A 19817-nucleotide genomic window follows, 5' to 3' on the forward strand; every position below is an offset into this window, starting at 1 on the left:
GGGACATTGGGGGAAACCTTCGGTTTAAGGGAGTAGGGGAGTAGGGCAGTAGGGCAGTATGATTGCTCTGCCGTTCAATGCCCGGGCCCGAGCCAAGCCACCATCTCCTATTCCCTTACTGCCCTACTCCCCTACTGCCTTAAACCGAAGGTTTCCCCCAATGTCCCACTTCCTCGGCATCGACGTCGGCACCGGCAGCGCGCGGGCCGGGGTGTTCGACCACATGGGAAACCTGCTTGCCTCGGCCAAACGGGACATCGAGGTCTGGCGCGAGGCCGGCGACATTGTCGAGCAGTCGAGCAACGACATCTGGCGGGCGGTTTGCGCGGCCACGCGTGAAGCGGTCGCGCAATCGGGCGTGGCGCCCGAGGCGATCGCCGGCATCGGCTTCGACGCCACCTGTTCGCTGGTGGTGCTGGGCGAGGGCGGCGTGCCGCTGCCGGTAAGCAAGTCCGCCAATCCGGAACGCAACATCATCGTCTGGATGGATCATCGCGCGGTCGAGCAGACGCGCCGCATCAATCGCAGTGGCGAGGCGGTGCTGAACTACGTCGGCGGCGTCATCTCGCCGGAGATGGAAACGCCGAAACTCTTGTGGCTGGCCGAAAACCTGCCCGCCACTTTCGACGCCGCCTGGCAGTTCATGGACCTCGCCGATTTCCTCACCTGGCGGGCGACCGGCAGCCTTGCCCGTTCGGTCTGCACGGTGACCTGCAAATGGACCTATCTGGCGCATGAGAGCCGCTGGGACGAGACGTATTTCCGCAAGATCGGCCTCGGCGCGCTGGCCGACGAGGCATTCGCGCGCATCGGCACCGAGATCGTGCCGGCCGGTGCCGCACTCGGCGGCGGATTGACCGCGCAGGCAGCAGCAGACCTTGGTCTCAACCCCGGCACCGCGGTGGCGGCCGGACTGATCGACGCGCATGCCGGGGGCGTCGGCACGGTCGGCGCGCGCGGCGATTTCGGCAGCGTGCTGTCGCGCATGGCCTATGTTTTCGGCACCTCGGCCTGCACCATGTCGTCGACCGCCGAGCCGGCCTTCGTCGACGGTGTCTGGGGTCCGTATTTCTCGGCCATGGTGCCGGGCCTGTGGCTGAACGAGGGCGGCCAGTCGGCAGCTGGTGCTGCGATTGATCATCTGGTGCGCATGCACCCTGCAGCCGGCGAAGCGACCGCCAAAGCGCAAGCCGAGGGGCTCAGCCTCAGCGCCTGGCTGTCGCTGCAGGCGCAAAGCCGCAATGGAGCCGCGGCCACGCCAGCCCTGGTCGGCGGCATCCATGTCGTGCCGGAGTTCCTCGGCAACCGCGCGCCTTTCGCCGACCCGGACGCGCGCGCGCTGATTGCCGGGCTCGATCTCGACACCAGCCTCGACAGCCTGGTCGGGCTCTATGTCGCCGGGGTCTGCGGGCTGGGCTACGGCGCGCGCCAGATCGTGCGGGCCGAGCATGACAAGGGCATTCCCGTCGACACCATCGTGGTCAGTGGCGGCGCCGGCCAAAGCCCGCTGGTGCGCCAACTGCTGGCGGACACCACAGGCATGGTGGTGGTGGCCTCGACCTCGCCGGAACCGGTGCTGCTCGGCTCGGCGATGCTGGGCACGGTCGCCGCCGGTGCCTACAAGGATGTGGCGGCGGCGATGGCCGGCATGTCGGAACTCGGCGAGGTCTATCATCCCGACGCTACGCTGGCCGGCTGGCATGCCAAACGCTTCGCGGCGTTCGAATTGCTGCAGCAGGCGGGCAAGGCCATCCGAGGCTGAAGCGAGTGGCTTCTGTCCGGCTTTGTCAGGAGCGTAGCGAACACCGCTTGGCGGTTTAGCCGGAAGCTGGCAGCTTTGTTCTGTCGTGGACCCTCTAGCAGCACGCGACGAGGGCAGGGCGACAGGACCAGGAGGCCCTAATGGTGGACGAAGCTAAACCGCCGCTACCATTCGCATCGGATGAGGTGCCGTGGACGGAATGGTCCGATGTGCCACGCTTCGGCCTGCGCTACCGGCATTTGTCGCTGGCTGCCCTTGGCGAAAAACACCGTGTCGGCGTGGCAATCGAGGAGCTTCCGGCTGGCAAGCAGTCCTCGCCGGCGCATTACCATATTTTCGAGGAAGAGCATGTCTTCATCCTCGAAGGGGCGCTTACCGCGTATGTCGGCGACGCGGCCTATGCCATGAAGTCCGGCGACTACATCTGCTTTCCCGCCGGTGCCGCGGCGGGGCATTGCCTGATCAATACCAGCGACGCACTGTGCCGCTATGTCATCGTCGGCGAGCGCAACCCGAATGAAGTGGTCGTCTACACCGCCTCCAACAAGGTGCTGGTACGCGCCCTGGGCCGCCGCGCGATCTTCGATCTCGCTGCAAACCGAAGCTACTGGGACGGCGAGAACACCGGCCTTACCGCCGGCGATCCGCTGCCGTCGGATGTGACGGCCGGTGTCACCAAACCCCCAGCCGCGCCGATCCCGCCGATCGCCAGCGATGCTGTCGAATGGAAGGTCGAGGGCGAAGGTCTGCGGTTCGGCGGCCGGTCCAGGCACCTGACTTATGCCGCGCTGGGACGCTCCGACTATCATGTCGGCATGCTGATCGAAGCGCCGGCGCCCGGCATGCGCCTGGCGCCCCGGCACTATCACATGCTGGAAGAGGAGCATGCGCTGATCCTGGAAGGGGAGGTGACGCTGCTGCTTGGCGAGGAGCGCCACGAAATGAAAGCCGGCGACTATGTCTGCTTTCCGGCCGGCCTGGCGGTCGGGCATTCCTTCCTCAACAGCGGCACGGGGCCGTGCCGTTACCTGATGATCGGCGAGAAAAATCCCAACGAGGTCTGCGTCTATCCAGATTCCAACAAGATGGCGGTCGACGCCTTGCGCCGGCGCGACGGCATTTTCGACATGGGAGCGGTGAGGCGGTACTGGGACGGCGAAGAGATGGAGTAGCCCCCGGCTTCACAGCTCCTTCTCCGCCAACTCCCTGAATTCGTCGGGAACCGAGCGCGCCGCCTCCAGTGCCACGGTGCCGTAGCCGACCGCCTGTTTGCCGAAGCGCTCGCGGATCTTGTCGATGGCGCGGTCGGCGTCGAAGCGTGCTAGGCCCTTCTTCGTGCCGGGCCGGCGCCTCTCGTCGGCGAGGCCAAGCGGCAGGTGGAGCTGCAACTCGAAGCTTTCCTCAAGATGCGAGACCGAGATCGCCAGCAGCGAGATCGTTTTCTCCTGTGGATTGTCGGCAAGCACGCCGCGCACCAGATCGCCGGCGATCTCGGCCAGCATCGCGGTTGCCGAGATCGGCTGGTCAAGCGTGATCGAGCGGGTGACGGCTCTGAGATCGGCAAAGCGCACGCGTACCGTCACCGTGCGGCCGGGCCTTGCCTTGGCGCGCAGCCGACTGGCGACGCGGTCGGCCAGATGCAGCAGTGTCGGCACGATGACCCGTGCCACAGCCGGCTTCTGGCCAAGCGCCGATTGGGCGCCGGCCGAATGCGCGCGGCGCTTCGTCTCCAGCTTTCGCGGGTCGCGGTTCCAGGACAGGGCGGCGAGCTTTTCGCCGGCGGCGGGACCGAGCAGGCGCGTCAGCGCGCCGCGATGCGTCCTGGCCAGTTGACCGATGGTCTCGACGCCGATCTCGGCCAGTCGCGCCCTGGTCGCCGGGCCGACGCCCCACATCAGTCCGACCGGCAGATCATGCAGGAAGGCGAGTTCGGTGCCGGGTTCGACGACCACCAGCCCGTCGGGTTTGGCGACCTGCGAGGCGATCTTGGCCAGATGCTTGGTGCGCGCCACGCCGATCGAGATCGGCAGGCCGAGTTCGGCCCGCACGCGGCGGCGGATGGTTGTCGCGATCTCCTGCGGCGAGCCGAACAGATGCGTGCAGCCGGCGACGTCGGCAAACGCCTCGTCGATGGAAATGCGCTCGACTACAGGCGTAAAATCGTCGAGCACCTTGATCGCCGCATCGCCCAGCCGCTGGTAATGGCTGAAATTGCCGCCGACGAAGATCAAATGCGGGCAGAGTTCGCGCGCCTTGCGCCCTGGCATACCGCCACGCACGCCGAAGGCGCGCGCCTCATAGGAAGCGGCGAGCACGACGCCGCCGCCCACCGCGATCGGCTTGCCGCGCAGCGACGGATCGAGCAACTGCTCGACAGAGGCGTAGAAAGCGTCGAGATCGGCATGCAGGATGGTGGCTGTCGTTTCCATCGACCGCACATCCGCAGTTGCTGATAGATTGGAACAAATAAAGAACAAAGATGGATCGTTGTCAAGCGAAGGGCGATTGGGTGCGGCAACAGCCATGCCGGTTCGGCTTGAACGCAACCGCCTAGACACTATGCTCCGCTCGCAGCGCCGCTTTCATCTTTTCCAGCGCTGCTTCGCCGCCTGCCGCCAACTGATCGGTAATCTTGGCCAATCTCTCGTCGGCCTTGCGGTGCTTGCTGCCCCAGGCGCCGAGCGTCGCCAGCACCGGCAATAGGTCGATGCCTGCTTCGGTCAGCCGGTAGACCGTTCTCAAGCCATGCGTCGGGTCGTCGCTTCTGGTGAGGATGCCTTCGTCCTGAAGCGTTTGCAGTCGCTCGGCCAGCGTGCGCGAGGAGATGCCTTCGTCGGATTGCAGGAATTCGCGAAAGTGCTTTTTCCCGGCGAAGACCATGTCGCGGATGATGAGCAGCGTCCAGCGGTCGCCGATGAGTTCGAGCGACAGGTTGATCGGGCAGTCGGATTTTTCGCGCGTCGCCATCTATGGTTCCATTTCTAAATCACTTTACTATTGACATCGTTTTGGCCTTGCGTCAACAGTTCCAAATGTAAACTATTTTGCGATAGCCGTGAGGAGAATGACGGTGAAAAAGCTGGTCCTGCAGATGCAGATGTCGGTCGACGGCTTTGTCGGCGCCACCGAGGACCATTCCTGGCAGCTCTGGGAGTGGGGTGACGAGAGCGCTTGGGACGATGAGCTGAAGCAGGACTTCAACGCTGTCTTCACAGGCGTCGATACCATCCTGCTCAGCCGCAAGATGGCGCAGGAGGGCTATCTCACCCATTGGAGCAATGCCGCCAAGAAGTTTCCACACGATCCGTTCTACGCCTTTGCACAACGCATCGTCGACGCCCGCAAGGTGGTGCTCAGTGATAAGCTCAAGCAATCGGCCGGGGAGCCGGTCTGGGAGCGCACGAGCGTGGCCAGCGGCGACCTGCCGCGCGAAGTCAATGCGCTGAAAGCGGGCGAGGGCGGCGACATGGCCGTGTTCGGCGGCGCCGGTTTCGCGTCGGCGCTGATTGCGGCCGGGCTGGTCGACGAGTTTCAGCTTTTCATCAACCCGGCGGTGCTGGGTGCGGGCCGCCGGATTTTTGATCAGGGCGGTTTTAGAAACCTGCGGCTGCTCGGCTCGAAGACCTATGACTGTGGCATGGTGGTCAGTCGCTATGCACCGGCGGGGTGAGGGGGACCTCCATCTTCTCCCTGCTCACTTCGCATCGTGAAAAATAATCCCGACCGTGTGGCGCATGCCTGAGCGCAGCCGGCTGACGCCATGACGCAGGTTGACGCGGTAATTGCCTTTGGTGCCCTGCACCGGCCGGTTGTGGACGGCAAAGACAACGGCGTCGCCCTGGCGCAGCGGCACCACCTCGACCCGGCTCTGCATGCGCGGCCGCTGCTCGGTCAGCGCGAACTCACCGCCGGTGAAATCCTGGCCCGGCTCGGAGAGCAGGATCGCCACCTGCAGCGGAAAGGCGAGGTCGCCATAGAGATCCTGGTGCAGGCAGTTGAAGTCGCCAGGCACATATTGCAGCAGCAGCGGCGTCGGCCGCGTCTGGCCGGCGGCATGACACTGATCGAGAAACGCGGCATGCGTCGCGGGATAACGCATGGCCTGCCCCATCCGCTCGTTCCACCGATTGGCGACCTCGGCCAACCTGGGATAGAGCGCGCTGCGCAGGCCGCCCAGAAGGTCGGGCAAGGGATAGCGGAAATAGCGGTACTCACCCTTGCCGAAGCCGTGCCTGGCCATATGGATGTGGCTGCGGAAATGCTCTTCTTTGGGATAGAGGCCGGCGATCTCCCGGCATTCTTCGGGCGAGAGCAATTTCTCGATCACCGCGCAGCCGAAACCGTCGAGTTCGGCGGCAAGGGCGGGCCAGTCGTAACCCGCGACACGCGTCCGAGCAGCTTCAACCGCCGATGCGGCAACCCTGGCATGGGCATTCATATCGTAGCCTCCTTGTCGATCAGAGCGCGCTTGCGCTCGACGCCCCAGCGGTAGCCCGACAGCGTGCCGTCGGCGCGGACAACACGGTGGCAGGGAATGCCCAGCGCAATCGCGTTGGCCGCACAGGCCGTCGCCACGGCACGGGCGCCGTCCGGCTGGCCGAGGCGCTGGGCCAGCGCGGCGTAGGTGATGGTGGCGCCGCACGGGATGCCTCGGAGCGCCTCCCACACGCGCTGCTGGAATGGCGTGCCGCGGCGCAGGTCGAGCGGCAGGTCGAGGCCGACGCCAGGCATTTCGATGAAGCGCGCGATTGCCGCGAGATCGTCGCGCAAGGTGGCCCCGTCTTCGACCAGTAGCTTGCCCGGGAAGCGATGGCCAAGATCCCGCTCCAGTGTGTCGGCGTCCGAGCCGATCAGGATGGCGCAGACGCCGATAGCGCTGCGTGCCGCCAGGATTTTACCGATCGGGGATTCGCCGATGGCGTAGGTTATGATATCGAGGGCGGCGAGCTTGGTGGCTGTCGCCGGAATATTGGTTTGTACGAGGTTCATTGCCTTCACTCCTTTGTCTGTGCCTGAACCCTAGCCACGTGCTGATTGGCGCTCACTCCGATGCTTGCTTTCAAATTCGAATCTCCAAGGCAGGTGCTCTACGGCGCCGTAGAGCGCCGATTTTGATCATTGGCACTTCGCCTGAGGATGTCATGCGACACGGGTGACGGAAATTTCGCCCAGCATGAACACTTCGCCTGATGACAGGCGCAACTCAACCTCGCCGGTTGCGGTGCGGCTCCATTCGGCTTTGCCATCATCGACCATCTGGCCGATGGCGGTCATCACCCATGATTTCGCGTCAGGGGCGCGGCGGCTGCCGGCAGCTTGGGTCTGGATGTTCGCATCGGTGGTGGGAGACCTTGCCATCGCGCGCATTGCCGGTCCTCGTCAGGCCCGCACCGACCGGTTGGGATTGTCGGACGCTGCCTCGCGGTCGAGCAGCGCGCGCTTGCGCTCCGCGCCCCAGGCGTAGCCGGAAAGTGCGCCGTCCTTGCGGATGACGCGGTGGCAGGGAATGGCGACGGCAAGATTGTTGGCGGCGCAGGCGGCGGCGATGGCGCGGGTCGCCTTAGGTGCGCCTATGCGATGCGCGATCTCGGCATAGGAAACCGTTTGGCCGGCGGGGATGGCGCGCAAGGCCTGCCAGACGCGCTGCTGGAACGCCGTGCCGCGGACGTCGAGCGGCAGGTCGAGGCCGAGCGCCGGAGCCTCGACGAAACCGACGACGCGGGCGACCAGCGCCTCGTAGTCGCGGTCGCCACCGATCAGCCGTGCCCTGGGGAAACGATCCTGCAGGTCGCGCACCAGCGCGTCGGGATCGTCTCCGAGCAGGATCGAGGCGACGCCCTTCTGGCTGGACGCGACCAGGATGGTGCCGAGCGAGGTCTCGCCAACGGCGAAGCGGATCTCTTCGTCGGCGCCACCGGCGCGATAGCGCGTCGGCGTCATGCCGAGCATGCCAGTGGATTTCTCGTAAAAACGTCCGCTTGAGTTGAAACCGGCATCGTAAATCGCCGTCGTCACGCTGGCGCCGTCTTCCAGGCCCTGGCGGACCCTGGCGGCACGGTGCGCGGCGGCAAAATCCTTCGGCGTCAGCCCGGTGACGGCCTTGAAGATGCGGTGGAAATAACCGGCGCTGCGGCCGGCGGCATCCGCCAATTCAGCCAGCGAGGGTTCTTCCCCGCTCTGCTCGATCCTGCGGCAGGCAGCGGCGACCATCGCCGCGTTGCCGGCCTCGAGCGACGGGCCATGTGGATCGCAGCGCCGGCACGGGCGAAAACCGGTCGCCCTGGCCTGGTCCAGCGTGTCGTGCAACTGCACATTTTTCGGATTGGCGCGCCGAGACGGACAGGAAGGCCGGCAATAGACGCCCGTCGTCGCCACCGAATACCAGAATGCGCCGTCGGCGGATTTGTCGCGCGCGACGATGCGCGCCCAGCGCGGATCGTCGGTGATTTGCAGCGGCGCGGACTTCAGACTCTTGGCCAGGGTGATGAACATGACCGCATTGAAGCCACCACAAGCCGGCCCGCCACCCGTTTCCTGACAAGTGCCTGGAGAACCTCACTTGCCTTTCCCAATTTGGGAAAATCCTCTTGTTCCCAATTTGGGAATTTGCTATATCAGGTCATGCAGATAATTGCCAAGAAGGCGCTGAAGGATTTTTGGGCAAAACACAATCAGGCCGAAGCTCCTTTGACGGCTTGGTATGTGGCTGTCGGGAATGCTGATTGGAAGACCCCGGCTGACGTCAAGGATGCGTTTGGAGCGACAGTTGATTTCGTCGGTGACAATCGCATCATTTTCGACATTAGCGGCAACAAGTATCGTTTGATTGTCCACGTCGCCTACAAGTTTCACCGCGTTCTGATCAAATTCGTCGGCACGCACAAAGAGTATGACAAGATTGATCCGGAGAAGGTGTGATGGAAAACATTCGACCCATTAAAACCGAAGCCGATTACGATTGGGCGATCGCCGAAATCACTAAATATTTCGAAAATGAGCCGGAGGTCGGCTCTCTCGATGGTGACCGGTTCGACGTTCTCGCAACCCTGATCGAGGCTTATGAGGATAAGCACTACCCGATTGAAGCACCGGATCCCGTTGAAGCCATTCATTCGCACATGGAACTGTTCAACCTGTCGCGGAAGGCGCTGGCCGAGGTGATCGGATCATCACCCCGGGCGACCGAGGTGTTGAACAAAAAGCGCGCACTCACCCTGGATATGGTCTTCAAACTGAACAAGGAATGGAAAATTCCCGCCGAAGTCCTCGTGCAACCCTATCACCTTGCAAATGACAGGGGCCGCAGGCGCGCCTAACATGCACCGTTTCTCCTAAGCCGCGCGTTTGGGCTCCACCGCGAACGGGCTGAGGCCGAGCCAGGTCTGCATCTTCCTGCCGATGGCCTGGTCGCCGGTCAGGGCAACCCTGGCGCCGGCCTTCTCGACGGTCAGCACTCCCATCCAGATCGCCGTCATGGTGTGCAGGTCGGTCGAGACGTAGAGATCGACATCGAAACCCGGATCGTACCAGCACAGATCGACCTCGCCGTGCTTCTCGACGATCAGCCACCACGAGCGTTTGGATGCCGGCAGGTCCTGATACAGGAATTGTATCACCGTACGTCCCTCGGGCAGCGGCGACGGGTTCAGATTGCGCCGCATGTCCCACATCAGCAACGACGGATCGAGGTTCTTCAGCGACAGCCGGGACTCGACCCATTTCTGCCCCCAGAAGCCCATTGCCTCGACGACAGGACGCAAATCCCGGCCGGCTTCCGTCAGCCGATATTCGAAGATGCCTTTTTCGCCCGGCACTTCCTTGCGCTCGACGATCCCGGCGATCTCAAGTTCCTTCAGCCGTTGCGACAGAAGGGTCGGCGACATTTTGGGGACGCCGCGGCGAAGATCATTGAAGCGGGTCGAGCCGGCCACCAGTTCACGCATCAGCACCATGGTCCAGCGGGTGCACAGCACCTCAGCGGCCATCGATAGCGGGCAGAATTGTTTGTATCCGTGCTGGCTCATGATTGGTGCCTCTCCCTCAAACCTGACCGAATATTAGGCCTTCATGAATGAAGCGGCCAGTACGGAAACTGTACTGCCCCGGTACAGATCGCGGACTGGTTGGCGAGGGTCCTGCCATGCGAGCCTTTTGGCCGGTTGCACGGGATACGCCTGTGCACCGCAACCAGGAGACCACCATGACCGCCTACGTTATCGCAGACATCAAGATAAACGACCCGCAGTGGGTGCCGGCTTACGCCGCCTCGGTGCACGATCTCGTCCACAAGCATGGCGGCAGATATCTGTCGCGCAGCGGCAATGTGAAAACGCTTGAAGGCAAGCCGCTCGATACCACGCTGATCGCGCTGATGGCGTTCCCGTCGGAAGCGGCGGCGCGCGCCTTCACCACCGATCCTGCCTACGCGCCCTTCGTCTCGGCCCGTCAGGACGGCAGCGACAGCCGTTTCCAGATGATCGACAACACCGATCTGGCCGGAACGATCCCGTATCTGCCGAAGGGATGATCCTTTTCGGTAGCCGTTACATCAATTTCGGGATCTCCAAGCAACAACAGCCACAGCGCTTGCCTGCCGGGCCTCCGTATTTTCGGCGGCCGGCCAGCTGTGCTTTTTCAAGAAGAATGGAATGAAGATGATATCAAACTTTCGCAGCGGACTTCTTATGGCGGGGACCATGCTGGCAATCTGCACCACCCTCGCGCAGGCGCATCAGGAGCCGGCTGAAGCTGCCTCCGGCCCCAACCCGCTGGCCGACAAGGTGCGGGCTGTCAACAGCCGGTTTGTCGACGTCAAGGCAGCGGTATCAGAGGGCTATGCGCCTATTCCTTGTGCCAGCGGCATCACCGGCGGCGCCATGGGCATCCACTATGTCAACGGCCAGTATCTGAAGGACGACAAGATCGACATCGCCCGTCCCGAAGCTGTGATGTACGAGCCGATGGCCGATGGCACGCTGAAGCTGGTGGCGGTCGAGTACATCACTTCGAAAGGACCGGCATCGTTGGACGGCCAGCTGTTCAACTTCAACAACGCCCCCAACCGCTATGGCCTGGGTGAATTCTACGAGCTGCATGTCTGGGCCTGGAAAGGGAACCCGACAGGCACGTTCGCCGACATGAATCCGAAAGTGTCATGCGAGCACGCAATGGCGCCGAGCCAATAAGCAATGAGGCCAGGCGGCATTGACGCCGCCTGGCCCGAACGATCGTTTTGCCTGATCGCCTCAGGCGGTCTTGATCAGACCGAGCTGGGTGAGGGCGGCGACGCCGTCATCGAGGCCGATTTCCTCGACGATCCTGCCGTCAACCACCTTCAGCACCGTGGTGCCGGTGAAGCGCATGGTGCGGCCGGTGGCGGCCGGCAGCGAACCGACGAGGAAGTCGCCGAAGGCTGGGCCGGTATGCGTGCCGCCGCCCTCCCACTGGCCGACGACATAGTCGCCCTCGGCAATCAGGTCGGCGGTGGCCCAGAAGTTGAGGTCCGGGAAGGCGGCGCGGAAGTCGGTCATGAAGGCCTTGATGTCGTCGCGGCCGCGGCGCGGCTCGTGCAGCGAATATTTCAGCAGCATGTCGGGTGCCGCGATCTCGTCGACGACGGACAGATCGCAACGTTCACCCCAGAAGTGGGTGAACCATCTGACGACGACGGCCTTGTTGTCTTCTTGCTTGGTCATGGGGAGGTCCTTGTTGTTGTCGTGCATGGGATCATCGGCGCCGCCGATGATCCAGGGGTCACCGGCTTGCGCCGCTGACCTGGGCAGCAGTAGGACGATCCGCCAGACACAAAACTCCGGTTCCTGCCGGCCAATCGAAAAGGCGGGTTCGGCGCCGGGCAGGGCCGCCTGGGCCGGAACCCGTTCCGCTGAGCCCAAGCATGGCTGCCCCGCCTCAGCTAGACCCTGGAAATCGGATGGCCACGGGAGAAGGCGATGGCAATGAAGAAGACCTATGAAAAGCCGAGGCTCGAGAAGCGCGAAAGACTGTCCGGCGTGACGGCGGGCAATGTCGTGTCGTCGACCTGGGGAAATTGACGGCTGCCTGGAGTAGTTCGGTACGGCCTTGATGAACAGGGGCTCCCAATCAGACGTCGACAACTCCGCCCGCGCGGTAACTGTTTCTTCTCTGGTTTTGCCGCAGATTGCGCCGCGGTGGAGCAGGCGAAGCAGACGATGGCGCGTCAGGGCAAGAAAAGTCGCAATGGAACCTTCTGGGCCAAGGCCCTGGAACGCGCCCATCTTGGCGTCTGGGACTGGGATCTTGTAACCGGCGACTGCTTCTATTCCGCGACCTGGGCGCGGATGCTGGGCTATGATGAGAGCGAACTTGCCAACACCAGCGACCTTTGGCTGCAACTGACCCATCCCGACGACCGCGAGCGGGCGCTGGCCAGCGGCGACCGCCACATTGCCGGCCTGACCGATGCCATCGAGACCGAATTGCGGCTGAAGCACAAGCAGGGACACTGGGTGTGGGTGCTCGATCGCGGCGGCGTCGTCGAGCGAGACGCGATGGGAAAGCCGCTCAGGCTGATGGGTGTGCAGACCGACATCTCCAGGCAGAAGGCCGCCGAAGCCGAACTCGAGCAGGTCAATGTGCGCTTCCGCCTGGCGCTCGCCGCCAGCGGCACCGGCATCTGGCACCACGACCTCGCCACCGGCAAAAGCTATTGGGACGAACGCACCAGGGAGATTTTCGGGCTTGTCTCCGACACCGCCGAAGTCGAGCGCGACCACTGGTTCGGCTATCTGCATCCGGACGACAAGGAGGCCGCGTCGCGTGCGCATCTGGTGCCGCTCGAAACGGACAAGGTCACCGCCGTGCAATACCGCATCGTCCGGCGCGACGGAGAGGTCCGGCACATAGAATCCCTGCTGCGTTTCATCGCCGACCCGCAAATCCCGGACCGCCGGCTGGCGGGGCAGATCCTGGGCACGGTGCGCGACATCACCGAAGACAAGCAGCGCGAGCAGGAGCTTGCCTATGCGGCCCGCCATGACGCGCTCACCGGTCTCTTGAACCGTGCCGCTTTCGACCGGCTGCTGGCCGATCATATCGCGGCCGCGCAGCGGCTGCCGCTCTCCGTGTTCTATGTCGATCTCGACTACTTCAAGGCGCTCAATGATTTTGCCGGCCACGCGGCCGGCGACCTGGCACTGAAAAGCGTTGCCCAAGGCATTCTGGGCTGCCTTCCCGCGACGGCGCATGCCGCGCGCCTCGGCGGTGACGAGTTCGCGCTGCTGATGCCCAATTGCGATGCGGCGCAGGCCGGGCGGCTGGCCGACGCGGTACTTGCCGCGGTTCGCGATGCCGAACTTGGATCGACGGCCACGTCGCGCAAGCTGGCGGCCTCGATCGGTATCGCTTTCGTCGATGACGCCGACACGACGGTGGCCGACGCGCTGGCCTGTGCCGACGACGCCTGCTACGCGGCCAAGGCCGCCGGGCGAAACCGATTTGCCGTCTTCTCCACCGATACGGCATCGGGTTCGGGTGGCCTCAACGCGGCGCGCGTCGTCGCCGATACGGTCGATGCCATGGAAGACGGAAGGCTGAAGCTGTTTGGCCAGGAAATCCATCGGCTGGGCCGGCCCTGGCAGGAAAGCCGCCATGTCGAGGTGTTGGCCAGGCTCGCCGCACGCAACGGCCGGCTGGTGCCACCCGGCGAGTTCATTCCAGTGGCCGAGCGGTTCGGTATCGCGTCGCGGCTCGACCGCTGGATCATCCGCACCGCGCTGTCGCGGCATGGTGCCGCCTTGCGTTCGGGGGCGCTGACGCTTGGCTTCAATCTGTCGGCGCAGACGCTGAGCGATCCGCAGCTTTGGGACTTCGTCGACAGCGTCATAGAAGAAACCGGGGCGCCGCATTCGGGCATCGGCTTCGAGATCACCGAAACCGCCGCCGTCACCAATTTCGATGCCGCCGAACAGTTCGTGCGCAAGGCGCGCGAGCGGCGCTGCCGGGTCGGCCTCGACGATTTCGGAGCCGGCATGAGCTCGTTCGAATATCTCCGGCGGTTCCCCGTCGACACGATCAAGATCGACGGTTCCTTCATCGAGCACATCACGCAAAGCCGCTTCGACCGCGAGATCGTGCTGGCCATCACCAGCATTGCCCGTAGCCTCGGTTGCGACGTGGTCGGTGAGAAGATCGAACGGCAGGACACGCTGGCCATGTTGAGCGACATGGGGGTCGCGTTCGGCCAGGGATTTTTGCTGCACCGGCCGGAGCCGCTCGAGCGAATTGTCGCGCGCGCAACCAAGGGAGCGACGGCCCGCAAGGCATCGTGATCCGGGTGCGGCGAGTTTCAGGCCAGACCGGACTGGCCTGAAACTCGACACTTTCTATCCGGTTCGCCGCGCCGTCGATTGCGGAAACTCCAGCACTCCAGCCTCGGGTCGCCTGTGCTGCGCCTCCGTCACCGCTTCGATCAACAGATCGAGCGCGTCACAGGCCGCGCGACTCGTCTCGTCGTTGCCTTGCAGATAATGATAGGCGCGTTCGAGGTGGATGCGGGCGGCTGAAAAATCGCTGGTCAATGGTCCCTCCATGATCCCGCCCTAAAAGACCTTGCCGCAGACGAGGGAACGCCGGGTAAATATCCACAAGCGGCTTTTATTCAAATGCCGGCGAGTGTTCGCAAGGAAGAGACCTTGGGCGCTGCGGCCTTGCCCTTCAATCTTGCAAGGAAGGGCGCCGCTGGCGACGCTGCAAATCTCCCCCCTTGAGGGGGAGATGCCCGGCAGGGCAGAGGGGGGCGTGAAGGATCGCCGACCTCTCTGATCTCAATTTCATCAACTGCTGCTGGCTGCAAACAGGGCCGAAAAATGCCATTTGGTCATTTGGGTCGGCGGGACAGCGCCCCCCTCTGTCCTGCCGGACATCTCCCCCTCAAGGGGGGAGATTGGCGGTTCCACGGCCGCACTGTCAGGAGAGATGCCTCCAACCCTTTGTCATGTCTTGCCGCACAGCTACACTGCGGCCCCCTTGCGCAAGGTGAGATCGATGATCGTCCAGGCCTGCATCAACGGCGCGCGTCCGCGCGATTTCCACCCGAAGCTGCCGCTGACCGCCGAGGCAATGGCCAGCGATGCAGCAGCCTGCGTCACCGCTGGAGCGGCCGAACTGCACATCCATCCGCGCGGCACTGACGGGCGCGAAAGCCTGACAGCCGTCGACGCCACCGTGCTGGCGGTGCGCCGGACCTGCCCGGGAACACTGGTTGGCGTGTCGACCGGCGCCTGGATCGAGAATGACGTCGAGCGGACCCGCACGGCGATCGCAGGCTGGCGAGACCTGCCCGACTATGCCTCGGTCAACTTGTCCGAACCGGATGCGCCCGCCGTGATGGAGTTGCTGCGCCAGCGTGGTGTCGGCATCGAGGCGGGGCTTGCCGTCGTCGCCGATGCCGGGCGCTTCGTAGCGCTTCCCGGCCACGACCAGGTGCTGCGCATTCTGATCGAGATCGACATCCCCGATCTGTCGGCTGCACTCGACGAAGCGCATGGCATCGCCGCCGTACTCGAGCGCGCCGGGGTACGGCGGCCGATCCTGCTGCATGGCGTCGACACAACTGTCTGGCCCCTCGTCGAGCTTGCGCATCGCCAGCGCTGGTCGACACGGGTCGGTCTGGAAGACGGCAAGACGCTCGCCGACGGCAGGACAGCCAAGGACAATGCGGAAATCGTCGCTGCCGCCGTGGCGATCTTTCGCGGTGCGCCCGTCGTTGCCTCATAGGCAAGCGGCTTGACGTCTCCGTGCGTGCGAAGGTCTCACGACAAAGGTCGTCGCTCTCCGGCATCCAGCAACCATTGCCGCACGGCTTGCGTCGGCTCGGGATGGCGCTGTTTTCTCGGCATCACGACATAAAAATCCTGCGTGCCGCGCATTTCGCCGCTGACGGGCTGAACCAGACGGCCAGCGGCGAGGTCGGCGGCGACGAGAAAGCGGCTGGCCAGCGCAATGCCTTGGCCGGCGACGGCCGCGTCGATGGCGAGGCCGGTCTGGTTGAAGCGCATGCGTTTGAGTTCGGTCGTCATCTTCAGGCCGATCGCCTTTTCCATGAATTCCGGCCACAGATTGTGGGCATCGTGCAGCAGCACGTGGTGCTGGATTTCGGAGGCCGCGATCTCGATCGCGCCGGCCGGCAGCAGGGCCGGGCTGCACACGGCGACGATCTGCTGGGGAAACAACAGGTCGACGACCAGCCCGGCGCCGAAGGGTGGGCGGCCCTGCCTGACCGCGATGTCGACGCCGTCGGCCTGGAAGCTCGACAGGCTTTCGCTGGCCAGCACGCGCAGGTCGACCAGCGGGTTGTGCGCGACGAAGTCGTGCAGCCTCGGGATAAGCCATTTGGTGGCGAAGCTCGGCGTCACGCTGATCGTCAGCCGCGCCGGCTCGGGACGAAGCAGCAGCGTCGCCTCCGAGATCAGGTCGAAGGCGCGGCGGATGTTGGGGACATAGGCGCGGCCCTCGTCGGTCAGCGCCAGGCCGCGCGGCAGCCGCTCGAACAGCTTCGTGCCGAGATCGGCCTCCAGCCCGCGAATGTGCTGGGCGACCGCCCCTTGCGTGACGTTGAGCTCTTCGGCCGCGATGCGGAAGTTGAGATGACGCGCCGAGGCTTCGAAGGCGCGCAGCGCATTCAACGGCGGCAAGCTGAGGAAGGTTTCGGGCATGCAGTAGTTTTTCTACAGGTTGATTTCAGGCATTCTGGTTCGAACCGACGGGGAAAACCAGCTATATCGACGCTCAACTCCCGAAAACACCGCTTGCGGTGCCCGCAAACCCTGAGAGGAAAATCCGATGAGTGTAGAAAAAGTAGCTGTGGTGGTGGCCGGCGGCAGCGGCATGGGGGCGGCGGCGGCCAAGCGGCTGGCGGCGGACGGCTTCAAGATTGCCATTCTTTCCTCTTCGGGCAAGGGCGAGGCGCTGGCCAAGGAGCTTGGCGGGCTCGGCGTCACCGGCTCCAACCAGTCGAACGACGATCTGCAGCGCCTCGTCGACCTGACGCTGGAGCGCTATGGCCGCATCGACGTGCTGGTCAACAGCGGCGGCCACGGGCCGCGCGCGCCGATCCTCGAGATCACCGACGAGCAATGGCACACCGGCATGGACGTCTACCTCCTCAACGTCATCCGGCCGGTGCGCATCGTGGCGCCGCAGATGGTCAAGCAGAAGGGTGGGGCCATCATCAACATCTCGACGGCCTGGGTGGTCGAGCCGAGCCCGATGTTCCCGACGTCCGCCGTGTTCCGAGCCGGCGTTGCCGCCTACACCAAGATCTTCGCCAACACCTATGCCGCCGACAATGTGCGCATGAACAATGTGCTGCCCGGCTGGATCGACAGCCTGCCGGCCACCGAAGAACGCCGCGACTCGGTGCCGATGCAGCGCTACGGGACTTCGGAAGAGGTCGCCGCGACCATCGCCTTCCTGGCGTCGGAGGGCGCCGGCTACATCACCGGCCAGAACATCCGGGTCGACGGCGGCATTATACGCGCTATTTGAGGGCGTCGGCCGGGAGGGGATTCCGGCATCTCACCCCAAGGAGCAAATAATGCGGCTTTTGATACTCGGCACCGGCTGGATGGCGCAGGAACATGCCCGGCGCTTCAGCGCCATCGAGGGCGTCGACATTGTCGGCGCGGTCGATGTCGATCCGGCGCGGGTCGGCGAGTTCGCCGACAGCTTTGACATTCCCAACCGCTTTACCGCACTGGAGGAGGCGCTGAACTGGGGTGAGTTCGACGCTGTGGCCAATGTCACGCCCGACCGCATCCATCACCCGACCACCATGGCGCTGATCGCCGCCGGCAAGCCGGTGCTGTGCGAAAAGCCGCTGGCCGAAAACTTCGGCAAGGCGACCGAGATGGCCGATGCCGCCGAGGCCGCCGGCATCGTCAACATGGTGAACCTCACCTATCGCAATGTGGCCGCGCTGCAGAAAGCGCGCCAGATGGTGCAAGCGGGCGAGATCGGCACGGTCAGGCATGTCGAGGCGTCCTATCTGCAGAGCTGGCTGGTTTCGAAATTCTGGGGCGACTGGCGCACCGATCCGAAATGGCTGTGGCGGCTGTCGCGCGGCCACGGTTCCAATGGCGTGCTCGGCGATGTCGGCATCCACATCCTCGATTTCGCCAGCTATGGCGCAGCCGTCGACATCGACCATGTCTTCTGCCGGCTGCGCGCCTTCGACAAGGCGCCCGGCAACCGCATCGGCGACTACGGACTCGACGCCAATGACAGCTTCGCCATGACGCTGGATTTTTCCAACGGCGCCTTCGGCGTGGTGCATGCCAGCCGCTGGGCAACAGGCCATCTCAACGAACTGCGTCTGCGCATCTATGGCGAGAAGGGCGGCATCGAAGTGGTGCACAATCTCGACGGTTCGACGCTCAAGGCATGCGTGGGGGAGAATGTCGAGAACGCCATATGGGAAGAGCGCGACCCCGGCACGGTGGAGACCAACTACCAGCGTTTCACTGACGCGGTGCGCACGGGCGTGCAGGCCGAACCGTCCTTCCGCCATGCGGCCGAATTGCAGAAGGTGCTGGATCTGGCCGTGGTGTCGGACGAGAAGCGGGCCGAGCTGCGGGCGAACGCGGAAACGCGGTGAGGGCTCGTACCTTGCGCCCATACCGCAGTAGCTGGAAGGGGCCGAGTTCTGTCAGCCCCCCCTCTGGCCTGCCGGCCATCTCCCCGCAAGGGGGGAGATCGGCAGCTTCAATTGCTGCGCCTGGTAAGTCATCAGTGCCCGCCTCCTGATCCGTGTCAGGTGGCTTCAGGGGCCGGTCACGAGCGAAAAAACCAGTTTCTGCAAATTGCCGCCATTGCCGAATTCGATACGGTCGAAGTCGCGGCTTGCCTGCACCCGCGCCTTCGAGATCGCGTCGAGCCGCTTGACCACCTCGGCCCTGGTCTTGCTGCATTTGGGATCGTCGGCGACGGTCAGGCCGTCCGTCGCGGCTTGGATGTCGTGGACCATCTGGACCATGCTGGCGCCATGCACCTTCTCATGGGCGGCGACGCCGGCGATGAAGGTGTCCCAGTTCTTCTGGACGGCCGGCGGCAGGGAGCGGGAGGGTTTCGGCAAAGTGTAGGTGACGATCAGCTTCGGCCGCCCGGCCGTCAGCACGCAGTCCTTGCCGCTGGGCTTGTAATCCCTTAGCCCCCAGGTCAGCTTGAAATTGGTGTAGGCGATGGCGCGGGCAATGCCGAGCTTTGGCCCTTTCTCGCCGATCGAGCGGTAGAGTTCGGCGCCGGACTGGCCCGAGATCGCGTAGGGCTCGATCTTCTCGACCGGCTTCCACTCGGCATGAGCGGTGAGCGGCAAGGCCAGCAGGGCGGCAAAGGACAGACACAGGCGAATGCAGGCTCTCAATCCAACTCTCCGCGAAACAGGACTGGCTGCCGCAAGGGGCAATGCCATCGGATCGCTTTTCCTATATGCTGGCGACGGGCGCTGCAAATGCCCTGAAGGCAGTCAATTGGGGGGAGCCATGAGAGTTGCACATCTCGTCGTCGCCGGTGCGGTAGCGGTCCTGCAGGCCGCGCAAACGGCGTTTGCCGCGTCGTGCGGCGGCTGGAGCGCCAGGGTGGAGGAAGACGAGGGCGGCAGCGTGCTGACGGCCTCGGTCTGCGGCGGGCCGAAAGGCGATGCGTATCTGATGCTGACCTGTTTCGACACGCCGGTGCTGAGCTACGATCTCGGCGCCAACGGCCGGCAATTGGAGCCTGGCATCAGCGGTTCGTTCGCGTTCAAGGCCGACGGCAAGACGGTAACTAAGGCGCTGCAGCTGGAGGCCATGTACAACTACTTCGTGGTCAACCTGGCGAAAGCCGATCCGCTGCTCGACCTGTTGCGCGGCAAGGGCGATGTGTCGGTCAGTTCAGCCAAATATGGCGAGATCAGCTTTCCGCTGAAGGGTTCAAGCGCGGCCATCGGCAAGGTGCTGGCGCAGTGCGGCAAGGCCCAGCCCGCCGATGGGGATTGAGGACTTCGTCATCCGAGGGCCTCCGAGACGGAGCTGCGCTCCTG

The 19817-nt window shown here is 64.2% G+C and carries 24 protein-coding genes; 13 read left to right on the plus strand and 11 right to left on the minus strand.

Going from position 1 to position 19817, the window contains the following annotated elements; all coding sequences use genetic code 11:
• The first annotated feature begins 160 nt into the window (after positions 1–160).
• Complete coding sequence (locus LB559_RS31065; protein WP_224675766.1) at positions 161–1762, plus strand: FGGY-family carbohydrate kinase; 1602 nt, start codon at positions 161–163, stop codon at positions 1760–1762.
• Between the two features lie 140 nt (positions 1763–1902).
• Positions 1903–2934 carry a cupin domain-containing protein gene (locus tag LB559_RS31070; RefSeq protein ID WP_224675767.1) on the plus strand — a complete coding sequence of 344 codons (1032 nt, stop codon included), beginning with the start codon at positions 1903–1905 and terminating at the stop codon, positions 2932–2934.
• 9 nt (positions 2935–2943) lie between these two features.
• Here LB559_RS31070 and dinB read toward each other — a convergent pair whose 3' ends face one another.
• Positions 2944–4191 (minus strand): DNA polymerase IV, encoded by a 1248-nt coding sequence (gene dinB / locus LB559_RS31075; RefSeq protein ID WP_224621174.1) that lies wholly within the window; start codon positions 4189–4191, stop codon positions 2944–2946.
• A gap of 121 nt (positions 4192–4312) precedes the next feature.
• Positions 4313–4729, minus strand: a complete 417-nt coding sequence (locus tag LB559_RS31080) for a winged helix-turn-helix transcriptional regulator (RefSeq protein ID WP_063172582.1) — start codon at positions 4727–4729, stop codon at positions 4313–4315.
• A gap of 103 nt (positions 4730–4832) precedes the next feature.
• Between LB559_RS31080 and LB559_RS31085 the strand changes: the two genes are divergently transcribed.
• Positions 4833–5432 (plus strand): dihydrofolate reductase family protein, encoded by a 600-nt coding sequence (locus tag LB559_RS31085; RefSeq protein ID WP_224675768.1) that lies wholly within the window; start codon positions 4833–4835, stop codon positions 5430–5432.
• Positions 5433–5456: 24 nt separating this feature from the next.
• Here the strand turns inward: LB559_RS31085 and LB559_RS31090 are convergent, their stop codons facing one another.
• From LB559_RS31090 to ada, 4 genes are all read right to left on the minus strand, one after another.
• Positions 5457–6200: a 2OG-Fe(II) oxygenase gene (locus LB559_RS31090; RefSeq protein ID WP_063168578.1), complete on the minus strand. Its 744-nt coding sequence runs from the start codon at positions 6198–6200 to the stop codon at positions 5457–5459.
• A complete protein-coding gene (locus LB559_RS31095; RefSeq protein ID WP_224675769.1) occupies positions 6197–6751 on the minus strand; it encodes a methylated-DNA--[protein]-cysteine S-methyltransferase in 555 nt (184 codons plus the stop codon). The genes LB559_RS31090 and LB559_RS31095 overlap by 4 nt, the downstream gene beginning before the upstream one ends.
• A gap of 150 nt (positions 6752–6901) precedes the next feature.
• Positions 6902–7120, minus strand: a complete 219-nt coding sequence (locus LB559_RS31100; protein WP_224675770.1) for a hypothetical protein — start codon at positions 7118–7120, stop codon at positions 6902–6904.
• 21 nt (positions 7121–7141) lie between these two features.
• Positions 7142–8254 (minus strand): bifunctional DNA-binding transcriptional regulator/O6-methylguanine-DNA methyltransferase Ada, encoded by a 1113-nt coding sequence (gene ada / locus LB559_RS31105; RefSeq protein ID WP_224675771.1) that lies wholly within the window; start codon positions 8252–8254, stop codon positions 7142–7144.
• A gap of 129 nt (positions 8255–8383) precedes the next feature.
• On the opposite strand from ada, the gene LB559_RS31110 reads away from it, so the two are divergent.
• Together LB559_RS31110 and LB559_RS31115 are read left to right on the plus strand one after the other, a co-directional pair.
• Entirely contained in the window at positions 8384–8680 is a 297-nt protein-coding gene (locus tag LB559_RS31110) for a type II toxin-antitoxin system HigB family toxin (protein WP_013530736.1), read from the plus strand.
• The gene (locus LB559_RS31115) at positions 8680–9078 is read left to right on the plus strand and encodes a type II toxin-antitoxin system HigA family antitoxin (protein WP_024501642.1); all 399 of its coding nucleotides are present in this window, start codon (positions 8680–8682) and stop codon (positions 9076–9078) included. Before LB559_RS31110 ends, LB559_RS31115 begins: the two co-directional genes overlap by 1 nt.
• Positions 9079–9093: 15 nt before the next feature.
• On the opposite strand, the gene LB559_RS31120 is transcribed toward LB559_RS31115, so the two are convergent.
• A complete protein-coding gene (locus LB559_RS31120) occupies positions 9094–9786 on the minus strand; it encodes a winged helix-turn-helix transcriptional regulator (protein ID WP_024501641.1) in 693 nt (230 codons plus the stop codon).
• A gap of 176 nt (positions 9787–9962) precedes the next feature.
• Between LB559_RS31120 and LB559_RS31125 the strand changes: the two genes are divergently transcribed.
• Together LB559_RS31125 and LB559_RS31130 are read left to right on the plus strand one after the other, a co-directional pair.
• Positions 9963–10289 (plus strand): DUF1330 domain-containing protein, encoded by a 327-nt coding sequence (locus LB559_RS31125; protein ID WP_013530739.1) that lies wholly within the window; start codon positions 9963–9965, stop codon positions 10287–10289.
• A 121-nt stretch (positions 10290–10410) separates the two neighbouring features.
• On the plus strand, positions 10411–10947 hold the full coding sequence (locus tag LB559_RS31130) for a hypothetical protein (protein ID WP_196815378.1): 537 nt from the start codon (positions 10411–10413) through the stop codon (positions 10945–10947).
• Positions 10948–11007: 60 nt separating this feature from the next.
• Here the strand turns inward: LB559_RS31130 and LB559_RS31135 are convergent, their stop codons facing one another.
• On the minus strand, positions 11008–11457 hold the full coding sequence (locus tag LB559_RS31135; protein WP_024501639.1) for an ester cyclase: 450 nt from the start codon (positions 11455–11457) through the stop codon (positions 11008–11010).
• A 255-nt stretch (positions 11458–11712) separates the two neighbouring features.
• Between LB559_RS31135 and LB559_RS31140 the strand changes: the two genes are divergently transcribed.
• On the plus strand, positions 11713–11814 hold the full coding sequence (locus tag LB559_RS31140) for a hypothetical protein (protein ID WP_013530742.1): 102 nt from the start codon (positions 11713–11715) through the stop codon (positions 11812–11814).
• A 138-nt stretch (positions 11815–11952) separates the two neighbouring features.
• Complete coding sequence (locus tag LB559_RS31145) at positions 11953–14070, plus strand: EAL domain-containing protein (RefSeq protein WP_224675772.1); 2118 nt, start codon at positions 11953–11955, stop codon at positions 14068–14070.
• A gap of 54 nt (positions 14071–14124) precedes the next feature.
• Here LB559_RS31145 and LB559_RS31150 read toward each other — a convergent pair whose 3' ends face one another.
• A complete protein-coding gene (locus tag LB559_RS31150; RefSeq protein WP_024501638.1) occupies positions 14125–14319 on the minus strand; it encodes a hypothetical protein in 195 nt (64 codons plus the stop codon).
• A 466-nt stretch (positions 14320–14785) separates the two neighbouring features.
• Between LB559_RS31150 and LB559_RS31155 the strand changes: the two genes are divergently transcribed.
• On the plus strand, positions 14786–15517 hold the full coding sequence (locus LB559_RS31155; RefSeq protein ID WP_224675773.1) for a 3-keto-5-aminohexanoate cleavage protein: 732 nt from the start codon (positions 14786–14788) through the stop codon (positions 15515–15517).
• A gap of 35 nt (positions 15518–15552) precedes the next feature.
• On the opposite strand, the gene gcvA is transcribed toward LB559_RS31155, so the two are convergent.
• On the minus strand, positions 15553–16455 hold the full coding sequence (gcvA, locus tag LB559_RS31160; protein ID WP_224675774.1) for a transcriptional regulator GcvA: 903 nt from the start codon (positions 16453–16455) through the stop codon (positions 15553–15555).
• Positions 16456–16582: 127 nt separating this feature from the next.
• On the opposite strand from gcvA, the gene LB559_RS31165 reads away from it, so the two are divergent.
• Positions 16583–17287: an SDR family oxidoreductase gene (locus LB559_RS31165; protein WP_024501629.1), complete on the plus strand. Its 705-nt coding sequence runs from the start codon at positions 16583–16585 to the stop codon at positions 17285–17287.
• 49 nt (positions 17288–17336) lie between these two features.
• Positions 17337–18395 (plus strand): Gfo/Idh/MocA family protein, encoded by a 1059-nt coding sequence (locus LB559_RS31170; RefSeq protein ID WP_224675775.1) that lies wholly within the window; start codon positions 17337–17339, stop codon positions 18393–18395.
• A gap of 165 nt (positions 18396–18560) precedes the next feature.
• On the opposite strand, the gene LB559_RS31175 is transcribed toward LB559_RS31170, so the two are convergent.
• The gene (locus LB559_RS31175) at positions 18561–19160 is read right to left on the minus strand and encodes a DUF922 domain-containing Zn-dependent protease (protein ID WP_063168572.1); all 600 of its coding nucleotides are present in this window, start codon (positions 19158–19160) and stop codon (positions 18561–18563) included.
• Positions 19161–19278: 118 nt separating this feature from the next.
• Between LB559_RS31175 and LB559_RS31180 the strand changes: the two genes are divergently transcribed.
• Positions 19279–19773, plus strand: coding sequence for a hypothetical protein (locus tag LB559_RS31180; RefSeq protein WP_224675776.1), 495 nt, complete (start codon positions 19279–19281; stop codon positions 19771–19773).
• The last annotated feature ends 44 nt before the right edge of the window (positions 19774–19817 follow it).

Origin of the sequence: Mesorhizobium sp. BR1-1-3 (assembly GCF_020165455.1) — a bacterium.
In the GTDB taxonomy this organism is placed as follows: Bacteria; Pseudomonadota; Alphaproteobacteria; order Rhizobiales; family Rhizobiaceae; genus Mesorhizobium; species Mesorhizobium ciceri.

What these genes read in the sequence shown, in the direction of transcription:
- LB559_RS31065 (WP_224675766.1), top strand. Translation starts at nt 161, where the DNA reads ATGTCCCACTTCCTCGGCATCGACGTCGGCACCGGCAGCGCGCGGGCC.
- LB559_RS31070 (WP_224675767.1), top strand. Translation starts at nt 1,903, where the DNA reads ATGGTGGACGAAGCTAAACCGCCGCTACCATTCGCATCGGATGAGGTG.
- dinB (WP_224621174.1), bottom strand. Translation starts at nt 4,191, where the DNA reads ATGGAAACGACAGCCACCATCCTGCATGCCGATCTCGACGCTTTCTAC.
- LB559_RS31080 (WP_063172582.1), bottom strand. Translation starts at nt 4,729, where the DNA reads ATGGCGACGCGCGAAAAATCCGACTGCCCGATCAACCTGTCGCTCGAA.
- LB559_RS31090 (WP_063168578.1), bottom strand. Translation starts at nt 6,200, where the DNA reads ATGAATGCCCATGCCAGGGTTGCCGCATCGGCGGTTGAAGCTGCTCGG.
- LB559_RS31095 (WP_224675769.1), bottom strand. Translation starts at nt 6,751, where the DNA reads ATGAACCTCGTACAAACCAATATTCCGGCGACAGCCACCAAGCTCGCC.
- LB559_RS31100 (WP_224675770.1), bottom strand. Translation starts at nt 7,120, where the DNA reads ATGGCAAGGTCTCCCACCACCGATGCGAACATCCAGACCCAAGCTGCC.
- ada (WP_224675771.1), bottom strand. Translation starts at nt 8,254, where the DNA reads ATGTTCATCACCCTGGCCAAGAGTCTGAAGTCCGCGCCGCTGCAAATC.
- LB559_RS31110 (WP_013530736.1), top strand. Translation starts at nt 8,384, where the DNA reads ATGCAGATAATTGCCAAGAAGGCGCTGAAGGATTTTTGGGCAAAACAC.
- LB559_RS31115 (WP_024501642.1), top strand. Translation starts at nt 8,680, where the DNA reads ATGGAAAACATTCGACCCATTAAAACCGAAGCCGATTACGATTGGGCG.
- LB559_RS31120 (WP_024501641.1), bottom strand. Translation starts at nt 9,786, where the DNA reads ATGAGCCAGCACGGATACAAACAATTCTGCCCGCTATCGATGGCCGCT.
- LB559_RS31125 (WP_013530739.1), top strand. Translation starts at nt 9,963, where the DNA reads ATGACCGCCTACGTTATCGCAGACATCAAGATAAACGACCCGCAGTGG.
- LB559_RS31130 (WP_196815378.1), top strand. Translation starts at nt 10,411, where the DNA reads ATGAAGATGATATCAAACTTTCGCAGCGGACTTCTTATGGCGGGGACC.
- LB559_RS31135 (WP_024501639.1), bottom strand. Translation starts at nt 11,457, where the DNA reads ATGACCAAGCAAGAAGACAACAAGGCCGTCGTCGTCAGATGGTTCACC.
- LB559_RS31140 (WP_013530742.1), top strand. Translation starts at nt 11,713, where the DNA reads ATGGCAATGAAGAAGACCTATGAAAAGCCGAGGCTCGAGAAGCGCGAA.
- LB559_RS31145 (WP_224675772.1), top strand. Translation starts at nt 11,953, where the DNA reads ATGGCGCGTCAGGGCAAGAAAAGTCGCAATGGAACCTTCTGGGCCAAG.
- LB559_RS31155 (WP_224675773.1), top strand. Translation starts at nt 14,786, where the DNA reads ATGATCGTCCAGGCCTGCATCAACGGCGCGCGTCCGCGCGATTTCCAC.
- gcvA (WP_224675774.1), bottom strand. Translation starts at nt 16,455, where the DNA reads ATGCCCGAAACCTTCCTCAGCTTGCCGCCGTTGAATGCGCTGCGCGCC.
- LB559_RS31165 (WP_024501629.1), top strand. Translation starts at nt 16,583, where the DNA reads ATGAGTGTAGAAAAAGTAGCTGTGGTGGTGGCCGGCGGCAGCGGCATG.
- LB559_RS31170 (WP_224675775.1), top strand. Translation starts at nt 17,337, where the DNA reads ATGCGGCTTTTGATACTCGGCACCGGCTGGATGGCGCAGGAACATGCC.
- LB559_RS31180 (WP_224675776.1), top strand. Translation starts at nt 19,279, where the DNA reads ATGAGAGTTGCACATCTCGTCGTCGCCGGTGCGGTAGCGGTCCTGCAG.